This is a genomic window from Streptomyces sp. NBC_01244 (assembly GCF_035987325.1).
Lineage (GTDB): Bacteria > Actinomycetota > Actinomycetes > Streptomycetales > Streptomycetaceae > Streptomyces.
In genome coordinates this window covers 894,718-919,520 of sequence record NZ_CP108488.1, presented here as the reverse complement: position 1 = coordinate 919,520, position 24,803 = coordinate 894,718, and the positions used below count along the sequence as shown (strand labels likewise).

The window sequence follows — 24,803 nt, the reverse complement described above, 5'->3', positions numbered from 1 at the left end:
CGGGGGAGAGAGCGAGAGCGAGGGGGAGGTGAGGGAGGCGGCCGGGCAGGCGGCGTCAGGCCAGCCGGCCGGTGGCCTCCTCCTCGCTGAGGGCATCGATCTCCGCGATCAGCAGGGCCTCGATCCGGGCTGCCAGGGCTGCCGGGGTGGGGCTGTCGAAGACGTCGCGGATCGACACGTCGAGCCCGACGCCGGCCCGGATGCGGGCAGCGACCCTGGTGACCAGGAGCGAGTCCCCGCCGAGGGCGAGGAAGTCGTCCAGGACGCCGACCTTCGGTACGCCGAGCACCTCCTGCCACAGGTCGACCACCAGGGCCTCCGCATCGCTGCGGGGCGCCACGTACCCGGCGGCGGCGCCGGCCGGGTCCGGGTCGGGCAGGGCCGTGGTGTCGAGCTTGCCGTTGGCGTTCAGCGGGAGGGTGTCGAGCAGCACCACGGCGTCCGGCACCATGAAGGCCGGCAGTCGCAGCGCCAGGTACTCGCGCAGTTCGCCCGCCCGCGAAGCCGCTTCGGACAGCCGCCCGGCGTCCCGCCGCAAGACGGCGTAGGCGATCAGCCGGCGGCCGTCGCGGACCAGAACGGCCACCCGGCCCACCTCCGGATGGGCGGTGAGGGCGGCCTCGATCTCGGCGGGCTCGATCCGGTAGCCGCGGATCTTCACCTGCCCGTCGGCGCGGCCGAGGAACTCCAACTGCCCGTCGGTGCGCCACCGGGCGCGGTCGCCGGTGCGGTACATCCGGCCGTCCGGGACGCCCGTGAACGGATCCGGCAGGAAGGCCTCCGCTGTGAGGTCGGGCCGGGCCGGGTAGCCGCGTGCGAGGCCGTTGCCGCCGATGTACAGCTCGCCCTCGGAACCGGCGGGCAGCAGACTGCGGTGCTCGTCCAGGAGGTAGATCCGTACCCCCGGCAGCGGACGGCCGAGCGGCGGGCGCCGATCGGCGCCGGGCCCGCCGGCCGGGCGGCCACCGACACCACAGCCGGGGCCGCCGCCCGCGAGCTCGCCCGCGGTGACGATGACGGTGGCCTCGGTCGGACCGTAGGTGTTGACCAGCCGGACGGTGTCGCCGTGCCGATCCCGCCACTGGGCGAGGGTGACGGCGTGCGCTTCGGAACCCCCGAGGACCACCAGGCGCAGCGCCGGCGGCCACGGGGTCTGGTCGCCGAGCGACACCAGTTCCTGCCAGTACGCGGTGGGCAGGTCGAGTACGGTGACGGACCGTCCGGCCTCGCTGCGCAGCAGGTCGGGCAGCATCCGGCCGCCGCCGGGCAGCAGGACCACACAGGCGCCCGCGGTGAGGGCGGGCCAGATCTCCTCGGCGTGGGTGTCGAAGCCGATGGAGGCGAACTGGACGATCCGGTCGCCCGGCCGGAGCCCGTAGCCCTCCGGTCCGGCCATCCACCGGACGCGCTCGGCCAGCGAGGCGTGCTCGATGGCGACTCCCTTGGGAGCGCCGGTGGAGCCCGAGGTGTAGAGGACGTACGCGAGGCCGCCCGGGTCGCTCCCGGGCAGCGCGGCCCCTGCGGGCACGGTGCTCCCGGAATCGATGCCCGCGGCCACCGGGACCCCCGGTACCGGGACCCCCAGTACCGGTACTCCCAAGTCCGGACGCTCGCCTCCGGTGAGCAGCAGGGCGGCGTCCGCCTCGGCGAGCATCAGCCGCTGGCGCTCGGCCGGGTGCGCGGGGTCGAGCGGCAGGTAGCCGGCGCCGGCCTTCCAGATCGCCAACAGGGCGGTGACCAGGTCGAAGGAGGGCTCGATTCGGACCCCTACCGCCCGGCCGTTCACCGGGCCCAGTCGGCGGGCCAACTCATCAGACGCGCGGTCGAGTTCGGCGTAGGTGAGGACGCCGCCCGCACACTCGAGCGCGGGTGCCCCGGGGTGGGCGGCGACCTGGTCGGCGAAGCCGCGCAGGATGGGATCGGCGTCCTCGCTGACGGCGGGTCCGGCACCGAGCGCGAGCAGCGCGGCGCGCTCCTCGCCGGTCAGCAACCAGTCGCCGTGCAGCGGGACCTCGACGTCCTCTACGGCTCGGGCGAGCAGGTCGCGGACCCGGCGCCCCAGGGCCTCGACCGTGGCGCGCTCGAAGAGTTCCCGGTCGAAGCAGAACGAGAGCGTCATCCCGCCGTCCGGGGTACGCCAACTGTCCAGCAGCAGATCGGTCTTGGCCCGGTCGAAACCGGAGTCCATGCTCGCCGTCCGGACGCCCGCGGGCAGCGAGGTCCGCTCGTCGGCGCCGGCCGGCTCGTACTGGCTCTGGTGGACGAACACCGCCTGGTAGAGCGGGCCGACGCCGGGCAGCACGGGCAGCCCCAGCTCGGCCGCCACCCGCTCGACCGGGATGTCCTGATGGCTCAGCGCCGCCATCGTGGCGGACCGCACCCGGCGCAGCACCGTACGGAAATCGGGACCGCCGGTGAGGTCCGCACGGATCACCCCGGTGCGGGAGAAGTAGCCGAGCAGGGCCTCGTGGGCGGTCTCGTTGCGGCCGGCCAGCGGGGTGCCGACGGCGAAGTCGTAGCAGCCGCTCCAGCGGGCCAGCACGCTCTGGTAGGCGGCGAGCAGCACCATGAACGGGGTGCAGCGCTGCTCACGGGCCAGGGCGTCGAGTCCGGCGACGAGATCGGGGCCGAGGGCGAGGTCGGCGAAGCCGGCCGGGTGGGCGGGCTCGGCGGGCCTGGGGTGGTCCAGCGGCATCCGCAGGGCAGTGACACCGGCCAGTCGTCCGCTCCAGTGGCGGACGGCCTCCTCGGCGGCGCCGCCGTCCAGCCTGGTCCGCTCGGCGAGGGCGAAATCGCCGAACTGGAGCTTGAGTGCGGGCAGTTCGGCCCCTCCCTCGCCGATCTCCTCGCGGTACAGCGCGAGCAGTTCGCGCCACAGCACGGTGAACGACCAGCCGTCGGAGACGATGTGGTGGACCACCACGCTCAAGGCGTGCTCGTGCTCTCCGGCGCTGACCAGGACGGCCCGCAGTGGCGGGCGCTCGCCCAGATCGAAGGGGGCGTTGACGAAAGGGGCGCAGGCCGCGGTGAAGGATTCCTCCGCGGCGTCCGGTATCGGGACCAGGACGAGTTCGACGTCCCGTACGGGCTCCACGAGCTGGACGGGATGCTCGCCGTCGAGGGCGAACCGGGTGCGCAGCACACGGTGCCGCTCGGTGAGCCGGGTGAGCGCCGCACTCAGCGCCCGCGGGTCGATCGGCCCGCTCCAGCGCCGGTTCAGGTACATGTTGAACCCGGCGTCCTGGGGGTTCAGTTGCTGGAGGAACCAGAGCCGTCGCTGTTCGTCGGTCAGCGGATGGCGGGAGATCGGGGTCGGGGAGGTCATGCGCTCATCTCGCCTTTCGCGCGGGCCTGCAGGGTCTCCAGGCCGATCAGGTCGTCGGACTCGGCGTCCGAGACTTCCCGGTCGAAGCGGGCCAGGACGGGAATGCAGAGGCTGATCAGGACCAGTGCGGCCATGGCCAGGCCGAACACCAGGTAGAGCAGGCCGATGCCGCGCCCGTCGCCGGTGCCGATCAGTGCGCCGACGCTGGAGGCCAGCGCACCGCCCTCGTCCATCAGGGGCTGGAGCAGCTCGGGTCCGGCCGGGGCGACCAGGGCGAAGCCGATCGGCAGGGTGGACCAGGCGACGAGGGTGTTGACCGCGATCACCCGGCCGTGGAAGCGCATCGGCACCTTGGTCTGGATGACCGTCGCGTAGATGCCGTTGAGCAGGGCCAGCCCGTAGGTCATGCCGAACGCTCCGGCGGCGACCACGGTCACCGAGGGCCGCAGGCCGGTGACCACGCAGGCGGCGGCGAGGCCGAGGGTGGCGAACAGGACGCCGCGCAGGCGCATCCGGCGCGGCCCTCCCCAGACCAACAGGGTGAGGCCGCCGAGGACGGCGCCCAGGCCTGCCGCGGTGGAGACCCAGCCGGCCGCGGCGGTCGAGGAGAAGGAGAGAACCAGCGGAGTGATGAGCAGGAAGAGCGGCGAGAGGAAGATGTTCAGGGCCGCGAACCAGAACAGCATGGCTCTGAAGTGGCGGCTTCCCAGGGCCCGTTGGAAGCCGGCCCGGATCTCGGCGCCGACGCTCTCGCGGCGGGTGGCCGCCATCACGTCGGGGAAGCGGACCGCCAGCGTGACCCCGGTGGCGACCAGGTAGCTGACGACGTCGAAGACCAGGATGCCGCCGAGGCCGATCACGTGCAGGATGCCGACGGCGATCAGCGGAACGAGGAACTGGGCGAGGCCGAGGGCCATCTGCACCACACCGTTGGCACGTCCGAGGAAGCGCTTGGGCACCAGTTGCGGTACCGCCGAGCCCCAGGCGACGCGCTGGAAGGCCAGCGCGGCGGAGAGCAGGGAGATCATCACGTAGCAGTGCCAGATCTCCAGCGAATCGCTGAGGTAGAGCGCCAGCAGGGCAGCCTGGGTCAAGCCGGCCGCGACGTCGCCCCACAGCATCACCCGGCGCCGGTCGCCGCGGTCGACGATGGCGCCGGCCAGCGGAGCGACCACGATGCCGGGCACCAGGCCGAAGGCGGCGAGCATGCCGAGTTGGAACAGCGAGCCGGTCTGCAGGTAGATCCAGATCGGCAGGGCGAACTCGGTGAGGGCCGAGCCGATCATCGAGAGCTGCTGGCCGGTGGCGATGGCCAGGAAGCGGCCCATGGTCGGGCGGACCGGGCGGCGCACGCGTGCCTTGCGGGACCTCCCCGGCTTCCCGGGTTCCGGAGCGGATTCCGGACCGGGTTCCAGGCCCGGTTCCGGCTCGGGGGCGGGATCCGTCCCGGTGGCGTCGCGGGAGAGGCCGGCCAGCCACCACGTGGCGTCGGCGGTGTGCTCGTGGCGCGCCTCCTCGCCCGCGGCGATCGAGCGGTGCACCCCGGTCAGGATGTCGGCCAGTTCCTCGGCGCGGTACTTGAGGTAGAAGTGCCCGGCCTCGTCCAGGACCACCACGGCGGCGGTCCCGGTGATCCGGTGCCACTCGCGGAACCGCTCCTGGTAGAACTCGGTCGCCGGATCGCGGTCGCCGCAGACGGCGATCACCGGCGCCGTGATGGCGCCGCCCTCGCTCTCGTACAGCTCGCCGAAGTAGCGCTCGGCGCCCTGGGTGCCGACCCGGCGGTTGTGCACGATCAGCCGCAGCTGGTCCTCGTCCACCTCGTCCACGTCCAGGCCCGCCGCGGCCAGGGCGTTGATCATGCCCTGGTCGCTGCGCAGGCGGGCGGACAGCTCGGCGAAGCGCTCGGCCATCGCGGCGCCGCGGCCCTTCGGACGGGCGAACGGGAAGATGCCTCCGAGGTGGACGGCGTCGATCTCCCGGCCGGCCGCCTCCACCCGGCGGGCGATCTCCACGGTCAGCCGGACGCCGACCCCGCAGTGCCCGTAGAGCACCAGCGGTCCGGTCACGTTCGCGACGATCTCCTCGGCGCAGAGCCGGGCGACCTCGTCGATGTCCATCGCCTCCTCGCCCAGCTCGTGGCCGGGGACGGCGATGGAGTGCAGGGCCCAGTCCGCCGGCATGGCGTCGGCGAGCGGCTTGTAGATCAGTGCGCTGCCGCCGCCGTAGGGGGCGCAGACCACGGTGGCGGCCGCCTTGCGGCGTTCGGGGGTGAGCAGGTGCAGCAGGCGGCGCGGGCCGCGGTCCGCCTCGGGGGTGGCGACCAGTTCGGCGAGGCGGCGGATCGTCGGGTGCTTGAAGAGGTCCATCACGCCGACCGGGGTGGCCAGGTCGGGGAAGGCCCGGCGCATCTTGGCGACCACCTGGGTGGCGAGCAGGGAATGGCCCCCGAGCTCGAAGAAATCGTCCAGTGCGCCGACTCGCGGGAGGTCCAGCAGGTCCGCCCACATGGCGGCTATCACCTGCTCGGTCACGCCCTCGGGGTCGACGTGGGCGCCGGCGGCCGGGCCGTCCGCGGGCGCCGGCAGCGCCTTGCGGTCGACCTTGCCGTGGGCGAGCAGCGGCAGTCGCTCCAGCACCACGTAGCGGGCCGGAACCATGTAGTCCGGCAGGACCTCGCCGAGGGCGGCGCGCAGTTCGGCGGCGGCCGGAGGCTCGCCGCCGGCGGGGCGTTCCAGGTAGGCGACGAGGTTCTGCTTGACGCCCTCGCCGCGGGCCAGGACCACCGCCTGGGTGATCCCGGGCAGGGCGGTCAGCGCGGCCTCGATCTCGCCGGGCTCGACCCGGTAGCCGCGGACCTTGATCTGGTCGTCGCTGCGGCCGAGGTACTCCAGGGTTCCGTCGGTGCGCCAGCGCGCCAGGTCGCCCGTACGGTACATCCGCGGGCCGCTCGTTACCGGGGCGTCCCGGTCGGTGGAGGACGGGTCGGCCGCGGACGGCTCTGCGCCGGACGGCTTCGCTCCGGACGGCTCTGCTCCGGACGGCGCCGCCTCGGCCGGGTCGGCGTACGGATCGGGTAGGAAGCGCTCGGCGGTCAGGTCCGGCCGCCCGAGGTAACCCCGGGCCAGCCGGTCCCCGCCCAGATACAACTCACCGGTGACGCCCGGCGGAACGGGGCTGCGGGCCTCGTCCAGCACGTAGCAGCGCCCGCCGGCGAGCGGGCTGCCGATCGGGGTGCTGCCCGGAGCGTTCAGGCCGTCGGCGGTGACCTCGTGGACGGTGATTCCCACCGTCGCCTCGGTCGGCCCGTAGTGGTTGAACACGGCGCACCGGCCCAGCGCGGCGATGCCCGCCGCCCAGGACCAGCTGCTGGCCTCGCCGCCGAGGACCAGCGTGCGGCGCGGCAGCAGCCGCTCGAGCGGTGCGTCGGCGGTCAGCGCGGCCAGGTGGGAGGGGGTCATCTTCAGGTGGTCGATGCCGGCCCGCTCGATCTCGGCGGCCAGTTCCACGCCCGCTATCCGGCGCGGCAGCAGGTGGACCCGGCCGCCGGTGGTGAGCGCCAGGTAAAGCATGGTCATGCTGAAGTCGAAGGCGAGCGACTGGAGCAGCCCGAAGGAGGCACCGGGCTCGATCCGCAGCCGTTCGCCCGCGCCCGCGAGGTAGTTGAGGATCTGGCGGTGCTGCACGGCGACACCCTTGGGCGTACCGGTGGAGCCCGAGGTGTAGATCACGTACGCCAGGTGGTCGGCGCCCGAGGCCTCCTCCAGGGGCGCCCCGTCCTCCTCCGCGCCGTCCCCCTCCGCCGCATTGCCGTCCCGGTTGTCGCCGCTGTCCCCGTTGCCGCCGGTCAGCAGGTCGACGGCCGGGTGGTCGCCGAACCGCGGTCGCAGTACGGCGTCGGTGATCAGGACCTTGGCTCCGGCATCGGCCACCAGGTGGGCGAGCCGGGCCGGGGGCTGCTCGGGGTCCAGCGGCAGGTAGCCGCCGCCGGCCTTGAGTACGGCGACCAGGGCGATCGCCAGCTCGGGGGACTGCTCCAGGCAGACGGCCACCCGGTCGTCCGCACCCACGCCCAGCGCCCGCAGGCGCCGGGCCATGGCAGTGGCGCGCCGGTCGAGGTCGCCGTAGGTCAGCGTGCGGTCCTCGAAGACCAGCGCCGGCGCATCCGGTGTCCGGGCCGCCGTCCGGGCCAGCGCCCGGGTGAGTGTGGCGGGACCGCCCTGCGGTAGCGCGGGACCGGCGGCCCAGGTCTCCAGCACGGCCGTCCGCTCGGCCGCGTTCAGCAGCGGGAGCCGGTCGACCGGCAGTGCGGGATCGGCGACACCGGCCGCGGTCAGCAGCTCGAACCGCTCGGCGAGGCGCTCGACGGTCCGGGCGTTGAAGAGGTCGGTGCGGTAGGTGATGAGACCGTAGAGGCCGCCGTCCGGCTCCTCGCGCATGTAGAGGGCGAGGTCGGCGTGCGTGGTGGTGGCTTCGTAGCCGAAGCCCTCGGAGTCCAGGCCCGCGGCGGGGGTGGTGGCGCGGTCGCCGTAGTTCTGGAAGGCGAAGGTGGTCTGGAAGACGGCGGCGCGGCTGACGTCGCGTTCCACCGCGAGATCGCTGACCATCTGCTCGAACGGCACTTCCTGGTGCGCGTACGCGTCGAGCGTGGTCTCGCGGACCCGGCTGATCAGCCGGCCGAAGTCGAGGTCGGCGGAGAGCCGGGCGCGGATCGGCAGCATGTTGACGAACGCTCCCACCACGCCTTCGAGTTCGTGATGGAGACGGCCGGCGACGGCGGAGCCGACGGCGAAGTCGCGCTGACCGGAGTGCCGGCCCAGCAGAGCCTGGAACGCGGCCATCAGCACCATGTACGTGGAGGCGCCGTGAGCCCGCGCCAACTCGCCGATCCGGCCGGAGAGTTCGGCGCTCCAGTGGAACTCGGTCGCGGCCCCGTCGAAGGTGAACACCGGCGGGCGGGGCCGGTCGGAGGGCAGCTCCAGGGCCGGGACGCCGTCGAGTTCGCTGCGCCAGTGCTCGCGCGAGGCGGCGAGCTGCCCGTTCTCCAGGCGGTCCCGCTGCCAGGCCGCGTAGTCACCGAACTGGACGGGGAGCGGAGGCAGTTCAGCCGGGCCGCCGTGGGCGTGGTGGGCGTAGAGGAGGTCGAGCTCGCGGTTGAGGAGGTCGATCGACCAGCCGTCGCAGATGATGTGGTGCATCACCAGGGCCAGTACGTGGTCGTCCTCGGCGATCCGGACCACCAGGGCACGGAGCAGCGGGCCGGCCTGGAGGTCGAAGGGTTCGGCGATCAGCGCGCCGAGTTCGGCGGCGGCACGCGCCTGCGGATCCGGGTCCGCCACGGCGTCCAGGTGCTGGGCGGCGAACGGTGCCGGATCGGCCACCCGGACCTCGGCGGTGCCGGCCTCGGTGGTGCGGAAGGTCATCCGCAGGCTCTCGTGCCGGGCCACCAGGTCGGTCAGCGCGGCGTCCAGTGCGGCGCGGTCGAAGGGGCCCCGGAGCCGGCGGGCCGGCGCCAGCGTGTAGGCCGTGGAGCCGGGAGCGAACTGGTCCATGAACCAGAGCCGTTCCTGGCCGCCGGAGAGCGGAGGCGCGGCGTCCGCAGGGCGGGGGTCCACCACCCGGGCGGGGGCCGCGGCGCCGCGCAACCGTTGACTGAGGAGGGCGCGCTTGGCCGCGGACCACTCGGCGGGCAGGTCCTGGGTATCCGTCATCGAGTTCCTGTTCGGGCGTACGGCGGGGGAAGGCGAGGGAATCGGAGAGTGCGGGCACGGCCGGGCCGGGCACGGCCGTGTGCCGTGCCCGGCGTACGGAGGCGCAGGCCCTAGCGGCGCTCGCGGACGGCGGCGGCGATGCCGGCCGGGGTCGGGACGTCGAAGAAGACGTCGAAGTCCACTTCCACGCCGAGCGCGTCACGGATCCGCGAGGCGATCTGGATCACCGTCAGCGAGTGCCCGCCGAGGTCGAACAGGTCGGCCTCGGGGCCTACGCCGGGCAGGTTCAGCACCTCGGCCCAGATCCGGCGGACCGTTGCGGTCGTCTCGTCGGCTGCATCGGCATTGGCCTTGGCATCGGCGTCGGCGTCGACATCGGCGTCGGCGGCCTGTGGCGCCGGAGTCTCGCGCGGCGGCACCGGCAGGGCCCGCCGGTCCAGCTTGCCGTTCGGGGTGAGCGGCAGGCGGTCCAGGGTGAGCCAGCGCTGCGGGACCATCGCGGCCGGCAGCGTGCGCAGCAGGTGGTCGCGCAGGTCGGCGGGGGCGGGCGGCCGGGCGCCGGCGGCGGGGACCAGGTAGCCGGCCAGGAACGGCTCACCGTCCTCCTCGGTGCGGACGGCCACGGCGGCCTGGGCGAGGGCCGGGTGCTCCAGCAGGGCGGACTCGATCTCGCCGAGTTCGACCCGGTGGCCGCGGATCTTGACCTGGTCGTCGATCCGGCCGAGGAAATCGAGTTCGCCGTCGGGCGTCCAGACGGCGCGGTCCCCGGTGCGGTAGAGCCGGGCGCCGGGCGGGCCGAACGGGCTCTGCACGAAGCGTTCGGCGGTGAGTTCAGGTCGGCCGAGGTAGCCGTGAGCGACCCCGTCCCCGCCGATCAGCAGTTCTCCGGGAATGCCGAGCGGGGTGGGCCTCAGCCGCTCGTCGACGATGTAGACCTGGGTGTTGGCGATCGGGGAGCCGATCCTGACGTGCTCGGGCGCGGAGGGGACTTCCGAGCAGGTGGACCAGATGGTGGTCTCCGTGGGCCCGTACACATTGAACAGCCGGGCGGTGCGCGCCCGCAGCTCACGGGCGAGCGGCAGCGGGAGCGCCTCGCCGCCCGCCAGGCCGGTGACGGAGCCGAGCGCGTCGGCGGCGCTCCCCGCCGTGAGCATCACCCGCCATCCGGACGGGGTGGCCTGTACGTGGGTGACGCCCTCGGCGCCGACCAGCGCGAGCAGGCCGGGTCCGTCGACGGCGAGGCCGTCCGGGGCGAGGACCAGGCGGCCGCCGGTGATCAGCGGCAGGTAGAGCTCCAGCGCGGAGATGTCGAACGAGAGCGAGGTCAAGCCGAGCCAGGCGTGCCGGGGGCCCGAGCCGAGCCGGTCGGCGAAGGAGGTGAGCAGGTTGACCAGGGCCCGGTGTCCGACCGCGACCCCCTTGGGTCGGCCCGTGGAGCCGGAGGTGTAGAGGACGTACGCCACGTCGTCCGGACCGGGGGCGGCCGCGGGGCCGGCCCCGGGACCAGCCTCGGCGGGGTCCTGCGCCGACGGCGTGGGCAGCCGTAGGACCGCAGGCGCGGCGGCGGCGACCAGGGGAGAGGGCTCGCGGTCGGCGAGCACCAGAACGGCTCCGGAGTCGCGCAGGACGAGGGCGAGGCGCTCGGCCGGATAGCCGGGGTCCAGTGGCAGGTACGCCGCGCCGGTGGCGAGGACGGCGAGCAGCGCGGCGGGCAGGTCGGCGGTACGGTCCAGGTGGAGGGCGACCAGGTCGCCGGGTCTGACGCCGCCGGCGCGCAGTGCCACGGCCAACTCATCGGTACGGGAGAGTAGTTCGCGGTAGCCCACATGGCGGCCGGCAGCGCTGACCGCGATCGCCTCGGGGGTCGCGGCGGCCTGGGCGCGGATCAGGTCGAGCACGGTCCGGTCGGCTGGATAGGGCCGGGCGGTGGCGTTCGGCGTGCTGGTGACGGCGCGGAACTCGGCGGCGCCCAGGAGCGGCAGGTCGAGCAGCCGGGCGCCGGGGTCGGCGACCGCGCCGGCGAGCAGGGTGCTGTAGTGGCCGGCGATCCGGCGGGCGGTGTCCGGGGCCAGCACGGACGGGTCGTACTGCAGGCTGAAGTCGATGACGCCGTCCAGGGCGTCGCCGGTCGTGGGGGCCTCGACGATCTGGAGGTGGAGGGTGTTGCGGGCGGTGCGGTTGTGCACGGCCCAGGCGATCCGGGCACCGGTGCCGGCGAAATCCGGGTCCGGGCCGCGCCTGCGGTAACCGAGCGAGACCGCGGTCAGGCCGACGCGGGGGCCCAGCCCGGCGACGGCGGCGCCGAAGGGCACGCTGCGGTACGGATAGCCGGCCCGCAACTCGGCCCGGACGGCGGCGGCGAAGGCGGTGAAGGACTGTGACGCATCGGCCTCGGGCGCGTGAACGGGCAGCTCGTTGACGAACAGGCCGATCTCCTCACGGAGTTCGGGAGTCCGGGTGGAAAGCGGAACGGACACCGGGACCGCCTCGCCGCCGTACCGGCGCAGCAACCCGTGCAGGGCCGCGAGCAGGAACTCGAAGACCGTGGTGCCGCCGAGGGCGGCTGCGGCGGCCAACTCGGCGACCTCGGCGCCGGCGAGACGCCACTCGACCGTCTCACCGGCCCCGCCGACAGTCGGGGTGCGCGAGATGCCGGGCAGCACCGGGTCGGTGGCGGCGGCCCAGCGCGGCCCGTACCACTCGGCAGCCCTTTGGACGGTGCCCGGATCCGCGGCCGGTGCAGTCGGCGCGCCCGGTGCGGGGGCCGGGGAGAGGGGCGTCGCGTTGCGGTACGCGACTGCGAGGTCCCTGGTCAGGGCGTCCTTGGAGTTGCCGTCGAAGACCGAGTGGTGGGCGGTGACCAGCAGTTCGGCACTGCCGTCGGCGCGCTGGTGCAAGGTGAAGCGGCTGAGCGGGCCGGTCTCCAGGGCGAAGGGACGAGCGGCCTCCTCTTCGAGCCGCTTCTCCAGGTCGGCCTCGTCCTCGGGCGCTTCGATTCGCACCAGTTCGGGCCGCTGCGCCGCGGGCTCCTGCCACACCTGGCCGTCACGCTCGACCAGCCGGGCGGCCAGGGCCGGATGACGCTCGGTCACAGCGCCCACGGCACGGACCAGCGCCGCCGTGTCGATCCGGTCGAAGGAGATCCGCACCGGCATGTGGAACGCCTCGCGGGCCAGTCCCAGCCGATCGGTGAGCCAGACGCCCTGCTGGGCCGGCGAGGCCGGGGTGCGGTCGGGCAGGGGGAGGACTTCGGACATTCGGCGGCTCACTTAGGACGTGGGAGCAGGGCGGAGGAGCAGCACGGGTGAACGTGCGGACGCGGCATTGGGTACGGGCTACCGCAACGTCGGGGCTTCGGAGGCCGACGACAGGCTGCGGAGACCGGGTTCGCTGAGGTACCGGCCACTGTGTGGCGTCCGGCCCTCCCCCGGGGACCGGCCGACGGCCGTGAGCAGTCAGGACCGCCGGACATCCCGGGATCCCCCGGCACGTTCGGTGGCTCGGGCCCCCGCCCGATGAAGACAATTGGTCCAGACCTGTCGAGAGATTCGCACAACGCCCATTCACCGTCAAGGGCCGTCCACAGCCCGGAATCGGTCCCATGCGCGCACCGATCTGTACCGGCGTCCACCCAAACATCCCTAGGCACGCTGCGCCCTGAGGGATCGTCAGTGGCTGAAAGTGAAGGGTCGGACGGCGGTCGCCGACGTCCATCCGCATCGGGCGACGCCGGTGAGGCGACCCGGTGTATCCGTCCTGCGTGAGCCGATCTTCCAAGGCTCCGGGCGGGACGGGCAGGGTCCGATGTGACCCTTCGGAAGACCTGCGACGTGGTGTACGGAGTGTGACGGATGCCGTGTTGGTGGCGGCAGCCGGATGAGCCGTCCTCCCGCTCGTTGGCGGTCCCGGTGAGGTCGGTGGAGGCCGTCCGGCTGATGCCGGTCCGGACGGACCTGCGGATGCGTTCCGGTGCAGACCGTCTGCATCATTCCCCGGGGCCTGTGGGGGCCTACGGGGGCGTCGGATGCGGCCGCGACATAGAAGTCGGCAGGTCACCTGGATGTGCGGCCCGCCCCATCAAAAGCAAGTGGAGCAAGTCGAGCAAGCCGAGTATGGCGCGCCCGAGCATCACATGCCCGAACGGATGCCGCGCACCCTCTCCGGCGTGTGGCTGCAAATCCCTGCCGGGATGGCGGAGTTCCACCTGTTCCGGGGATGCGGTGCGGGCTCCCGCGCTGGTGTGCTGCTGGTTACGCTGCGTTGAACACGGTCGGCGCGTGAAGGGCGCGACGAGAGTCAGGCTGGTACGCCCGCGCAGTCCTTTCACCCGGACGCTGCATGTGGGTGGTCGAGGGGAAGGCTCGGCGGCCCGGGTGGACGCAGGGCCTCGTACAGCCGGTAGGAGGCGGCGTTGTCCGGCTGCGGGGCGTCGATCGCCGTGATCGTCCGCACGGTGAGGCCGTGCTCGACCAGGAGTTCCTCCCACAGTCGGGGGGTGAGGACCCACATATGGACGGGATGGGTCCGGGTGGTGCCCGGAAGTCGCAAGTCCTCCGGGCGCGGGGCGACGACCGTCGAGGGGCCGGCGCCGGCGGAGTTGGTGTGCAACGCGGAGAACAGGAGGCGCCCACCGGGCCTGATGGCGTGGGCCAGCGCGGGAAGGACCCGGTTGGGGTCCAGGTAGGGCAGGCCGTTGACGGAGTAGATCAGGTCGTAGGGGGCCGCGTCCCGCAGGTGGGAGACGGCATCGGCGCAGACGAAGCGGAGCCCGGGAGCGCTCGGGTACCGGGTGACGGCGCGCTCGTGCTGGGTGGAGGAGGCGTCGACGGCGGTGACCTCGGCGCCCAGGCCGGCCAGGCGTGCGGCGTGGCGGCCCAGCCCGCTGCCGAGGTCGAGGACGCGAAGCCCCCGCACGTTACCGAGGCTCTCGATGCCGGGCCCGGTGTCCGCGATGCCCCAGTCCCACCGCTCGATCTCCGGCAGGTCCGGGCACGCGGTCAGCTGGTGCGCCCCGTAGGTGGTCCAGATCTCGGCGGTCCGCGTCTCGACGTCCATCAACATGTCCTCCAACAGGGCGGGTTGGGTCAGGGGCGCAGGGCGTAGCAGCGGAGCACGTCGAGGTCGTGGGTCCGGACGACGGACCAGCCCGCGGTGAGGATCTCGGCCTCGGCCGGGCTGATCCCGAGGCCTTGGGACGGGTCGGTTTCCTTCCGGCGGCCGGCGATCTCGGCGACCACCCAGAAGACCCCACCGGGTACCAGCAGGCGACGGACGCGGTGGACGAACGCCCCCTTGTCGTCGAGCCACCGGTAGACCAGTCGGCAGGTGATGGCCGCGTACGCGGGCTCCGGCAAGGCGATCAGGTCGCCGGCCCCGATGTCGGCGCACTTCCACAGCGGTCCGGGCTCGTCCGCGGAGTCCCGGGCGGCGGCGAGTGCGAGGGCGCTGGGGGAACAGTCGATCCCGGTGGCGCGGTATCCCAGCTGATGGTGGAGGTGCCGGGTCAAGGCTCCGTCGCCGCACCCGATGTCGAGGGCCGGCCGTCCCCGGCCGGGTCCGAGGTGCGCGTCCAGCAGCCGTGTCTCCAGCTCGTCGAGCCGGCGGAACCGGCGGCCTTTGGCCCACAGGGGATCCCAGTACGCGGCGGTCGAGGTACTCGTCATGAAGCTCCTTCACGGGATGCGCTCGTCGGTGTCCCCGGATCGGCGTGCGGATGCTGTCGTGCGGTCAACGACGGCCCCGGCTCTTCGAACGCACGCTTTTCGGTCGGCCACGAAATCCCGGAACGGCGGGCGCGGGGGACCGTGGGGACTACACCGACCCGTCTCCCGCAACGGCGCTGCCACGAAGGGAGCTTGGCCGAATCGCCGAGGTTTCCCAGGGCCCCCGCGTACCGGCCGACACCCGACGGGGGTGGCGGCCGGTACGGCCTCCCCGCCACGCCCGTGCCGTGGACGTCGCGGGGGCGGGGGCAGGGGAGATCTGGACGGGGTCAGCGGCCGGGCGGGGCGAAGAGGCGGCGCCAGGTCTCCGGGCCCGGGTAGCCGTCCGCTTCCGCGCCGCGCCAGCCCTGCGCCCGCTGGAAGGCTTCCACGTTGCGCCGGTCGCTTTCGGTCCAACGGGGTCCGGGACCTGCCGAGTAGTGCCGCCCGTAGCCGCGCTCCACGAGGCGGCGGCCCAGTCGGGTCACGTGGTCACCGGCCTGACCGGGGCGGAAGTACTGCCTGCCGGGGAAGGCGGAGCCGGTCGCGGATCCGTCGCCCGCGGAGGGGATGTTCCGCCCCTTGCCGCCGGTGAGCAGGGCCCAGGTGGCCGGCCCCGGGATTCCGTCGGCCTCGGCGCCGCGCCACCCCTGCGCCTCCTGGAAGGCCTTGGTCGCGGCTTGGTCCGCGGGGCCCCACACGCGTCCCGGGCCGGAGGTGTAGAAGCGGCCTCCACCCCGCGCCACGAGCATCTCGCCGAGCCGGGTGACGTGGGCGTTGTCGGCCCCGGGGCCGAAGGCGTGCGCCCCGGGGTACGCGCCGGAGTCCTCGCCACCGCCTTCGCGCAGGCCCGTGTAGCGGTAGGCGACGTAACGCGAAGAGTTGTTCCAGTACGCGTACGGGTTCGTGCGCTTCAGGGTGTGCGGGCGGGTCTGCTCGTAGGCGGTGTAACGCGTCTTGGACGCATCGGTCCAGCCGCCGAAGAGCACCACATGGGATCCCGCGCCCGGATCCGCCGGGTTGTGGAACAGCAGCATGTCGCCGGGCCGCAGCTCGGACTTGGATATGCGCTGCCCGAACCGGTCCAGGCTGCCGGTCCACTGGTTGGAACCGAGGCCCCAGGCCATCGACACGAAGCCGGAGCAGTCCGTCCGGTAGCCGTTGCGGTAGGCGTTCATGCTGTACGGAACCTGCGCGTCGACCCACTGCTGTGCCCGGCGCATGATGTCCGCACGGGTGGCTGTGGTGGTCGTGGCGGCGGCGGTGGTGGTGGACCCCGGCGTGCTCAGCCGCTTCGCAGAGCCCCGCACGAGCGGGCCGGCCGGTCCCTGCGGAGTGGACCGCGTGCCGTCGGGGAAGGGGGCGCGCCCCGCTTCGACGGCCTGTGCGGCTGCGGCGATCCCCGGTGTGACGGCCAGGCCGCACGCTCCGGCGACGGTGGCGACGGCCAGTGCCCGGACGTGCCTGCGCGGTGTGTGCCGGGTGGCGGAGGAGCGGCGCTCGGAACGGCACCCCGGGCAGGGGCAGTCCGCCGCGGGCCGTATCTCGGTGAAGGCGATCAGGGGCATGAGTGGCATGAGTGGCAAATCCCTCCGTACAGGGGCATAAGTACCCAAGTCGATCATGCTCCATGGGGGGCCGGGAGGAGCTCAGATCCTGCGCGGCGGTGTCCGGCATGTCGGACGGGCCGCCGGGCCGTACTCGGCGCGGCGGCCCTGGAAATGGACGCGGCGTCCCCGGGTCAGTGCGGGATTCGACATTCGGGCGATGCCGGCGATCGGGCGGGCCCGGCATGATCCTTGGTCGAGGACCCTTCCCGACGACGAAAGTACGCATCATGTCGACGACCATCACCGTCCGCGCGGTCCGCGACGCGGACTTCCCGCAGTGGCGCGCCCTGTACCGCGGCTACGCGGACTTCTACCGGGTCGAGCAGACCGAGGAGGCCGCCGCACGCGTGTGGACGTGGGTGAACGACCCTGCCCACGAGGTGAACGCCCTCGTCGCCGAGGACGGGGACGGCCGGCTGATCGGCCTGGCGCACTACCGCCCGTTCGCGCGTCCCCTGTCGGCCACCACCGGCGGGTACCTGGACGACCTGTTCGTCGACCCCGTGCACCGCGGCTCCGGCGCCGCCGATCAGCTGCTCGCGGCCCTGAGCGAGATCGCTGCCGAACGCGGCTGGAGCGTCGTCCGCTGGATCACGGCCGACGACAATCACCGCGCACGGGCCAAGTACGACCAGGTGGCCACGCGTACGATGTGGGTCACCTACGACATGGCTCCGGCCAGCTGATCGAGGGGCTTCGCTCGAGGGCCGGACGGCCGGGCCCGGACCGGCCGGGGCCCGGACGGCCGACGGCCCGGCCGCGGAGCGCTCGTGCAGGCGTCCGCGGCCGGGCCGGGGCAGTCGGTGTCCGAGGCGGGGCCGTCAGCTTCCGGACGACAGGTTGCCCGACAGGACCGGGATGTTGTCCAGGATGTGGGAGAGCGACTCGTCCCCCTTGGCCTGGGTGGAGTTCTCGGCGCACTGCTGGTTCTGCGGGTTGGACAGGACGTTGACGTCCTGGACGCCCACGTTCGCGAGGATCGCGACGAGCGACTGCGCGTTGACCTTGACCGGCAGACCGATGCACGGCTTGTTCAGCGTGCCCTGGACCGCGGCGAGCTGGGGGCTCATCGCGCCGTGGGTCTTCTGGTTGCCGTACGCCTGCACGGCACCGTTGCCGTTGACGGTGTTGATCCCGTTGTCATTGCCGATGGCCATGGCCGGAGCGGCCATGGCGCCGCCGGCGCCGATCGCGGCGGCCGTGGTGACTGCGGTGACCATCATCTTCTTCAGCATGACCTGGAAATCCTTCGTTGGAGCGGGGCGGTACCCGTCGGTTGCTTCGCCCTGGCAACGCGTGTGGCCGGGCACACGTGGCGGTAAGTCACCCGTTTGCACGCAGGCCGGGCCGCCCTGCGCGAGCCCGCTCAGAACACGCAGCTCGCGCCCCTCGGTGCGCCGGTGCGTCGGGCGTCCATCCAGGCGATGGCATCGTTCAGCGGGCCGTCGCTGATGGTGTGCCCCTGGTCGGGGTAGTACGCGAACTCCAGGCTGACGCCCTTGTCGCACAGTTCCCGGGCGAGTGTCTGGTTGAGGTTGCTCAGCACGTCGTTTCCGCCCTGCGGCAACAGCACGGGCACCTTGACGGCGACTTCACCGGTGGCGCTGGCCTTGAGGGCGGCGTTGAGCGGTCCCAGATCGGCGCCGGGCCGGAGGATGTCGGTCGCGGGCGGGAGATCGGAGTCGCCGGCCATGCAGGGCTGTGTCCAGGCGCGGTCCGCGGCTGCCAGGCCCGCCGGGGTGAGGAGGTCGGCGGGCTTGACCGCCGGGTCGGCCGCCGAAGCACCGTTGATGAGCGTCAGCAGGATCCCGGTGTAGGGGGTGGCGGTCTCGTTCTGCGCCGCGAACAGGGCGGGCATCCACTCGAATCCGACCGCCGGTGCGTTGGCGACCACGCCCTTGAGGTCGACGTCCGGGGCGTACTCGGCGGCGTGGTGCGCGCTCCACAACGCCGCGTGCCCGCCCTGTGATCCACCGTAGACGAGGGCGGTGGTGCCCGCCCCCGGGTCGATCCCGCGGGCGGCGCGGAGCATGTCGAGGGTGGCGTACGCCGCGGACCTGCCGTTCAGGTACGGGTGTCTGACCCCGGTCACCCCCAGCCCGATGTAGTCGGGCTGTACGACGAGGAATCCGCGCGCGAGGAGCTTCGCGACCGAACTGCCGTCCTCCAGCCCGGCGAAGGCGGGCATGCGGGACGGGGCGCACGTCGAGCCGATGCCCATGGTGCCGTGGTCCACGGCGGCGACGGGCCACCCGCCGGCGGGGGCGGGGCCGTCCGGAACGGTCACCAGCCCGCTCGCGGCCACCGGCTCGCCGTCGGTTCCGGTGCTCAGGTACATCACCAGAAAGGTGCGCGACGGCAGCGTCAGCTTCGCCTCCGGCGGTGTGTACGGGCGTTGGCGGATCACCGTGCCGGGCTTGCCCGGGGGCAGCGGGTTCGGCGGGTCGTAGAACGCGTCGCCCTCGGGCGCGGGCACGGGTGTCGACACGGTCGGTCGATCGGGGCCCTGGTGCTCACCGTTCCGGGTGCAGCCCGACAGTGTCAGTGCCACGGCGATCGCACCGAGGACGGCCCAGCGGACCGCCAGGACGGGCGTTGCCGCGCAATTGCCGCGTCGGTAACAGCTGTGCGGCATACGGATGTTGCCGGGCCGTGCGGAACGCTCCGGGTCCATGCGCGAAACGCTAGCCGCGTTCACTTTCAACGTCCATGCTCCCCGGCTGGTCGGCTGGTCGGCCGGCGGTGACGGCGCGCGCGACCCGGCCCTCCCCGGGGAGGGGGAGGGCCGGGTCGCCGCCTGTATGAGGGAAGGGTCAGGAGACGAAGCAGAGGGACTGGCCGGTACCGAAGCCGTAGCAGTCGATGCGGCGCGAAGCGGTCCCCGTCAGACCGGAGTTGTCGGTCACGGTCAGTTCGGCGGTGTAGCTGCGCTGCCCGGCCGGGTAGCGGTGGGCGACGGTGGCGCCGGCGCCCGTGGTGGAGTCGCCGAACTTCCACTTGTACGAGGCGATCGAGCCGTCGGAGTCCTTGGAGGCCGAGGCGTCGAAGGAGCAGTCCTGGTACCAGCAGGACACCGAGAACGCCGCGGTCGGCGGGGTGCCCGACGGGGGCTGCGTGGTCCCGGCGGTGACGGGCTTGGTGACGGTGGAGGTGCGGCCGGAGTTGTCGGTGACCGTCAGCTTGACCGAGTAGGTGCCGGCCGCGGAGTACTCGTGGGACGGCTTGACGCCCTCACCCTTCGCGCCGTCGCCGAACTCCCAGGCGTACGAGGCGATCGAGCCGTCCGGGTCCTTGGAGGCCGAGGCGTCGAAGGAGCAGGAAGCGGCCGAGGCCGAGCACTGGGCGGCGAAGTCCGCGACCGGCTCACCGGGCTGGGTGGGGGTGCCGAGCTTCGTCACGTTCAGGAACTTGTTGGGGGAGCCCGAGCCGGCCCCGGTCACCACACCCGACTGCGCGTTGTCCACGAGCGCGTCGCGCACCTGCTGCGGGGTGGCGTCGGGGTGCGCCGAGAGGTAGATCGCCGCCGCTCCCGCCGTGTGCGGAGTGGCCATCGAGGTGCCGCTCATCGTCTGCGTGCCCCCGCCCATCTTGGTGGAGACGATGGAGCCGCCGGGGGCGAACAGGTCGAGGCAGGAACCGTAGTTGGAGAAGCTGGAACGGGTGTCGTTGCTGTCGGTGGAGCCGAGGGTGATGGCCGCGGGCAGCCGCGCCGGGCTGGTGTTGCACGCGTCCTTGCTGTCGTTGCCCGCGGCGACGGCCACCGGGATGCCCGCGTTGATGACCCCGGCCACGGCGTCGTCGAGCGCACGGTCGGCGCTGCCGCCCAGGGACATGTTGACGACGGCCGGCTTCTTGGCGTTCCTCGCGATCCAGTCCATCCCCGCCGCGATCTGCTCCGTGGAACCGGAACCCTGGCAGTCGAGCACCCGCACCCCGACCAGCTTGACGTTCTTCGCGACGCCGTACGCGCTGCCGCCCACGGTCCCCGAGACGTGCGTGCCGTGCCCGTGGCAGTCGGCGGAGTCCGCGTCGTTGTCGATGAAGTCGTAGCCCGAGGAGGCCCGGGAGCCGAAATCCGCATGCTGTCGGTACAGGCCGGTGTCCGCGATGTAGGCGGTCACCCCGCTGCCGTCGTTCGGGTAGGCGTAGGAGCTGTCCTTCGCCCCGTCGACGCGGTCGATGCCCCAGGACGGCGGGTTGGGCTGGGTCCCGGAGACGCGGAAGACGGTGTCCGCCTGGACGTAGCGCACGCCCGGCGCGGCCGCGAGGCGCCGGGCCTGCTCCGGGGTCGCCTTCACGGAGAAGCCCTTGAGGGCGGCCGTGTACAGCTGACGGACCGCCCCTCCGTGGCGGTCCGTCAGCGTCTTCGCCTCCCCGGCGGTCTCGGCCGTGGCGGCGGCGCGCAGGGAGGGTGCGCCGTCGAGGACCACGAGGTACCGGCCGCTCACGGTGTCCGCCGCGCCCTCGCCGAGGACCCGGCCCTCCGCGGGTCCCGCATGGGCCTGGGTGGCGGCGCCGAACAGGCCGAGGACGGTCGCGGTGGCGGCACCGAGACATATGGCCCCGAGCCGGGTGCTACTTGCCGCACGCTGTGCACGCATCCAACTGCTCCTACTGATCGGGTTCCTGGATGCCCCGGCGTGGGGGCCGGGGCACGGGGATCACCCTCGTGACACCCGGGGAGCACGGCAATCCGTATCCGGGTCCGTAGGAGTACCTATTCGCAGCCGCCACTCGCGCCCCTACGGAGTACGTACCTCCGTACGGCTGCTGACCTTCAGCTTCCGCAGCACCTTCGCCACGTGCTGCTCCACCGTGCGCGGCGAGAGGAACAGCAGCTCGGCGATCTCCCGGTTGGTCCGGCCCGAAGCCACCAGCCGGGCCACGTCCGCCTCCCGCGGCGACAGTCCCTCGCCGTACCCGCCCCGGCCGCGCCGGGCCGCCGCCACGTGCCCGCTCCCGCGGAGCGCCCGCCGGCACCGGGCCGCCTCCCGCACGGCCCCGATGCGCTCGAACTCGGCGGCCAGGAGCGCCAGTTCCCCTGCATCGGGTACGCATTCCAGAGCCGCCTCCACGGCCTGGGCCGCGCTGTGCGGCCGGCGCAGCGCGGTGAACTCGGCCGCCGCCCGGCGGTAGTGCGCCGACGCCTCCTGCGACCGTCCGGCCGACCGGGCCACGGCCGCCCGGCACAGCGGCAGCGCCGCCAGCGCCAGGGGGTGGTCGCGTCCCGCGATGGCCTCGGCGTACTCGCCGGTCAGCCGCCCCGCGTCGGCGAGCCGGCCCGCCCGGACGTACGCGTCCACGCCGGCGGCGGCCAGGTCGGCGGCCCAGCCCCAGAGCCCCTTGTGCCGGACGCGGGCGAGCCCCCGGTCGGCCTCGGCGCAGGCCGCGCGGCCTGACCCCGCGCGAGGTGGATGCGTACCGCCGCGGCGCCCGCGGCGGCCAGGACGGGCGAGGCCGCGTTCTCCGGATCACCCAGGGCGGCCGCCGAGAGGTGCTCCCCGGCCTCCTCCCACTCCCCGTGGGCGGCGCTCAGGAGCCCCAGCACGAGGCGCGCCTCCGACTCGATCCCGGAAGCGCCCTGGGCCGCCTCCCAGACCTGCCGGGCCCGCTCGCCGAGCCCCTCCCAGCGCCCCTGGGTCCACTCCAGCCGCAGCACGGTCGCGTCGATGATCCCGCGCAGGTACGGAGCTCCGCACGCGGCCGCGATGCGATCGCCCTCCCGGCGGAACAGCTCGGCCTCCGGATCCTTGCCCAGCCAGGCCGAGGCGTCCGCGAGGTTCCCGCACATCCGCGCGAGCTCCAGGCGCCCCGCCCGGTCCGCGGCGCCGGCGGCGAGCAGGGCCTCCGCCTCGCCGCGGACCGCCCCCTCGCCGAGGCTCATCCGCAGCACGAGGTGGTTGCCGCGCACCGCGAGCCGCAGCGCCTCGTCCCCGTGCGAGGCGGCGATCCGCTCGGCGCGATCGATCCACTCCTGGTAGACCGGGTACGGGTCCCCGCCCCAGGTCGGCATGGCGAGCCCGGCCATGCCCCGGGCGGCGCGGTCCGGCCGTTCGTGGAGTTCGGCGACGGCGCGGGCGGTGTCCAGCCGGCCCTGGCGGTGGTTGCCCGCCTGGTTGTTCAGCAGGAGCCCGAGGTTGAGCCGGATGTCGCCGCGCACGGCGTCGGGCAGCGCTCCGCCGTCGTCGACCACCCGGCGCAGCAGCCGGGCGGTGCGACGGTGGGTGAGCCCGATCGTGGCGGCGCGGCTGAGCCGCAGGGCCAGGCGGGCGCAGTCCTCGGCCGGCAGCCCTGGATCGTCGAGGAGCCCTTCGAGGAGCTCCACGGCGAGCGCCGTGTCGCCGATCTCCCGGGCGTGCTCGGCGGCCTCCTCCGCGTAGCGGCGCCACTCCCGCACGGCCCCGGCTTGCCGGGCGTGGAAGGCGAGCCGTACGAGCGGGGGCGCGGGCAGCGCGGACAGCGCGGTGACGGCCCGCAGGTGCAGGCGCCGCCGCTCCGGGCCCAGCAGGGCCTCGTAGACGGCCTGTTGGGCCAGTCCGTGCCGGAACCCGTACCGGTCCTCGCCCCAGTCGTGGAGCACTCCGGCCCGCAGCGCGGCCCCCACCGCCTCGGCCCCGGCCTCCTCGTCGAGCCCCGCCACGGCGGTGACCAGGGCTTCCTGCGCCGGATCGCGCAGCACCGCGGCCGCGTGGACGACGGCCAGGGCCGGGGTGTCCAGCCCGGCGGTCCGGTCGGCCATCGCCTCCTGGAGCAGGGTGGGAACGGTCGTGGGAGCGCCCGGCCCGCGCACGAACTCCTCCAGTACGAAGGGGATCCCGGCGGTGCGTTCGTGCAACTCGGCCGCCAGCCGCGCGGATACGGGACCGCCCGTCAGCGCGGCGGCCAAGGTGCGCACCTCACCCGCGTCGAGGGCCTCCAGCCGCATCAGGAGGGACTCGTGACCGGCCGCCCGCCGATAGGCGCGCCCCAACGGCAACCCGGGGGCGGGCAGGTCCTCCCGACGGTACGTCAGCACGGTGGCGAGCCCCGGCGGCGGATCCTCGATCAGGAACCGGATCAGGTCACGGGTGCCGTCGTCGGCCCAGTGGAGGTCCTCGACGACGAGTACGGCCGGACACACGGCGGCCAGCAGCGCCCCCACCGCACGGAAGATCCGGTGCGTGGCGGCGGCCGGGTCGTGCAACGGCTCGCAGGGCGGGGGCAGCCGCTCGGCGAGCTCGGGCAGGTACGGACGCAGTGCTCCGCACACCGGGCTGAGCCCGGCCGGGACGGCGTGGGCGAGGGTGCGCAGCACATCGAACAGCGGCCCGTACGGGAAGGGTTCGCGCAGCGGCGGACAACTTCCCGACAGCACCCGCGCGGCACCGTCGGGCCGCCGCGCGAGCATCTCGCGCACGAGCCGCGTCTTGCCGATCCCGGCCTCGCCCTCGATCAGCACCACGGCGGGCGGCCGGGCCAGCGCGGAACGCATCGCCCGAATCTCCGCATCCCGTCCGACCAGCACCGATGCGCCCATCCCCGCAGTCATGCGGGTGGAGTCTACGCAGCACCGCAGACCCCCGGTAGGGGTCCCGGCAGCGAAGGGAGCCGCCGCGAGCGGCCTCCTCCTCGGGCTCCCGGGACTCACCGTCCAGTACGAGGCCGTGGCGGCGCCGCCTTCCAGACCGCTGGTCGACGCGGTCGCCGACGCCTGTGCCCGGCGCGCTCGGAGCGCAGGGCTTCGGCTGACCGGGCTAAGGTGCGGCCTCATGAACGACCACAACAGCCGGACCGGATCAGCCGGCGTCCCGCTCCGCATACGTGCGACCGGCCTCCTGCTGGCGGCTTCGGTGATTCTGCTCGCCGGCTGCACGGACGGTGACGGTCAGTCGGACACGCCGGCGGCCACCCCCGACCCGTCGCCGTCCGTGTCCGCCACACCCTCACCCTCGCCGACGGAGTCGTTCGGCTCCCCGCCGTTTCCCGGTCCCGGCGCAGACGTGATCATGAGCAAGGTCGCCGGGCGGTGGGGCATGGAGGTCCACCGTTCGGGCCGCTACGGGCAGGGACCGTACGAGGCCAAGCGGATCCTTCCGGAGGGGTTCACGCTCTGGGTGCGGGCGAACAGCGATGACGACGGCCGAGCGCATCGCGTCGAGTGCATGGCCCTGAACTCGACGTCGGAGAAGGTCGCGACCACCCTGGCGGAGTGTGCGGACATCGTGCTGGACGGGAAGGCGACCGCGCGGCAGAAGGAGTGGATCTCCGCGCAACTCGCCATCGCCGACGACCCGGACGGCCCGAAGGAGTCCATCGACACCCTCACCGAGAACGGATTCGCGATGCGGCTCGTCGCGCGCATCACCGGGAACATTCTGACCATCACGCCCACGGCTTAGCCGGACGGACGGACGGACGGACCGACCGACCGGACGGACCGGACCCGACCCGGCCGCGCAGGTGCCGGGTCGGGTCG

The 24,803-nt window shown here is 73.5% G+C and carries 14 protein-coding genes; 3 read left to right on the top strand and 11 right to left on the bottom strand.

Features of this window, described 5'->3' with window-relative positions; all coding sequences use genetic code 11:
* Nucleotides 1-55: 55 nt before the first annotated feature.
* The 3 genes from OG247_RS03925 to OG247_RS03915 form a co-directional block, all read right to left on the bottom strand.
* Entirely contained in the window at nucleotides 56-3,325 is a 3,270-nt protein-coding gene (locus tag OG247_RS03925; protein ID WP_327250856.1) for an amino acid adenylation domain-containing protein, read from the bottom strand.
* Entirely contained in the window at nucleotides 3,322-9,036 is a 5,715-nt protein-coding gene (locus OG247_RS03920; RefSeq protein WP_327250855.1) for a non-ribosomal peptide synthetase/MFS transporter, read from the bottom strand. The genes OG247_RS03925 and OG247_RS03920 overlap by 4 nt, the downstream gene beginning before the upstream one ends.
* Before the next feature lie 110 nt (nucleotides 9,037-9,146).
* The gene (locus OG247_RS03915) at nucleotides 9,147-12,293 is read right to left on the bottom strand and encodes a non-ribosomal peptide synthetase (protein ID WP_327250854.1); all 3,147 of its coding nucleotides are present in this window, start codon (nucleotides 12,291-12,293) and stop codon (nucleotides 9,147-9,149) included.
* Between the two features lie 830 nt (nucleotides 12,294-13,123).
* On the opposite strand from OG247_RS03915, the gene OG247_RS03910 reads away from it, so the two are divergent.
* Complete coding sequence (locus OG247_RS03910; RefSeq protein WP_327250853.1) at nucleotides 13,124-13,300, top strand: hypothetical protein; 177 nt, start codon at nucleotides 13,124-13,126, stop codon at nucleotides 13,298-13,300.
* A 59-nt stretch (nucleotides 13,301-13,359) separates the two neighbouring features.
* Here the strand turns inward: OG247_RS03910 and OG247_RS03905 are convergent, their stop codons facing one another.
* The 3 genes from OG247_RS03905 to OG247_RS03895 all read right to left on the bottom strand — a co-directional run bounded on the left by OG247_RS03905 (nucleotide 13,360) and on the right by OG247_RS03895 (nucleotide 16,306).
* Nucleotides 13,360-14,091: a class I SAM-dependent methyltransferase gene (locus OG247_RS03905; RefSeq protein ID WP_327250852.1), complete on the bottom strand. Its 732-nt coding sequence runs from the start codon at nucleotides 14,089-14,091 to the stop codon at nucleotides 13,360-13,362.
* Nucleotides 14,092-14,120: 29 nt separating this feature from the next.
* Complete coding sequence (locus OG247_RS03900; protein ID WP_327250851.1) at nucleotides 14,121-14,699, bottom strand: class I SAM-dependent methyltransferase; 579 nt, start codon at nucleotides 14,697-14,699, stop codon at nucleotides 14,121-14,123.
* Between the two features lie 329 nt (nucleotides 14,700-15,028).
* The gene (locus tag OG247_RS03895; RefSeq protein ID WP_327257337.1) at nucleotides 15,029-16,306 is read right to left on the bottom strand and encodes a peptidoglycan-binding protein; all 1,278 of its coding nucleotides are present in this window, start codon (nucleotides 16,304-16,306) and stop codon (nucleotides 15,029-15,031) included.
* A 269-nt stretch (nucleotides 16,307-16,575) separates the two neighbouring features.
* Between OG247_RS03895 and OG247_RS03890 the strand changes: the two genes are divergently transcribed.
* The gene (locus tag OG247_RS03890) at nucleotides 16,576-17,034 is read left to right on the top strand and encodes a GNAT family N-acetyltransferase (protein WP_327250850.1); all 459 of its coding nucleotides are present in this window, start codon (nucleotides 16,576-16,578) and stop codon (nucleotides 17,032-17,034) included.
* 135 nt (nucleotides 17,035-17,169) lie between these two features.
* On the opposite strand, the gene OG247_RS03885 is transcribed toward OG247_RS03890, so the two are convergent.
* The 5 genes from OG247_RS03885 to OG247_RS03865 all read right to left on the bottom strand — a co-directional run bounded on the left by OG247_RS03885 (nucleotide 17,170) and on the right by OG247_RS03865 (nucleotide 23,876).
* Nucleotides 17,170-17,583, bottom strand: coding sequence for a rodlin (locus OG247_RS03885; protein ID WP_327250849.1), 414 nt, complete (start codon nucleotides 17,581-17,583; stop codon nucleotides 17,170-17,172).
* Between the two features lie 131 nt (nucleotides 17,584-17,714).
* Nucleotides 17,715-19,022 carry a lipase family protein gene (locus tag OG247_RS03880; protein ID WP_327250848.1) on the bottom strand — a complete coding sequence of 436 codons (1,308 nt, stop codon included), beginning with the start codon at nucleotides 19,020-19,022 and terminating at the stop codon, nucleotides 17,715-17,717.
* 139 nt (nucleotides 19,023-19,161) lie between these two features.
* Nucleotides 19,162-20,949 (bottom strand): S8 family serine peptidase, encoded by a 1,788-nt coding sequence (locus tag OG247_RS03875; protein ID WP_327250847.1) that lies wholly within the window; start codon nucleotides 20,947-20,949, stop codon nucleotides 19,162-19,164.
* A gap of 141 nt (nucleotides 20,950-21,090) precedes the next feature.
* Nucleotides 21,091-21,651, bottom strand: coding sequence for a helix-turn-helix transcriptional regulator (locus OG247_RS03870; protein WP_327250846.1), 561 nt, complete (start codon nucleotides 21,649-21,651; stop codon nucleotides 21,091-21,093).
* A complete protein-coding gene (locus tag OG247_RS03865; RefSeq protein ID WP_327250845.1) occupies nucleotides 21,603-23,876 on the bottom strand; it encodes an ATP-binding protein in 2,274 nt (757 codons plus the stop codon). The genes OG247_RS03870 and OG247_RS03865 overlap by 49 nt, the downstream gene beginning before the upstream one ends.
* 220 nt (nucleotides 23,877-24,096) lie before the next feature.
* On the opposite strand from OG247_RS03865, the gene OG247_RS03860 reads away from it, so the two are divergent.
* Nucleotides 24,097-24,726 carry a hypothetical protein gene (locus OG247_RS03860; RefSeq protein WP_327250844.1) on the top strand — a complete coding sequence of 210 codons (630 nt, stop codon included), beginning with the start codon at nucleotides 24,097-24,099 and terminating at the stop codon, nucleotides 24,724-24,726.
* Nucleotides 24,727-24,803 lie beyond the last annotated feature (77 nt).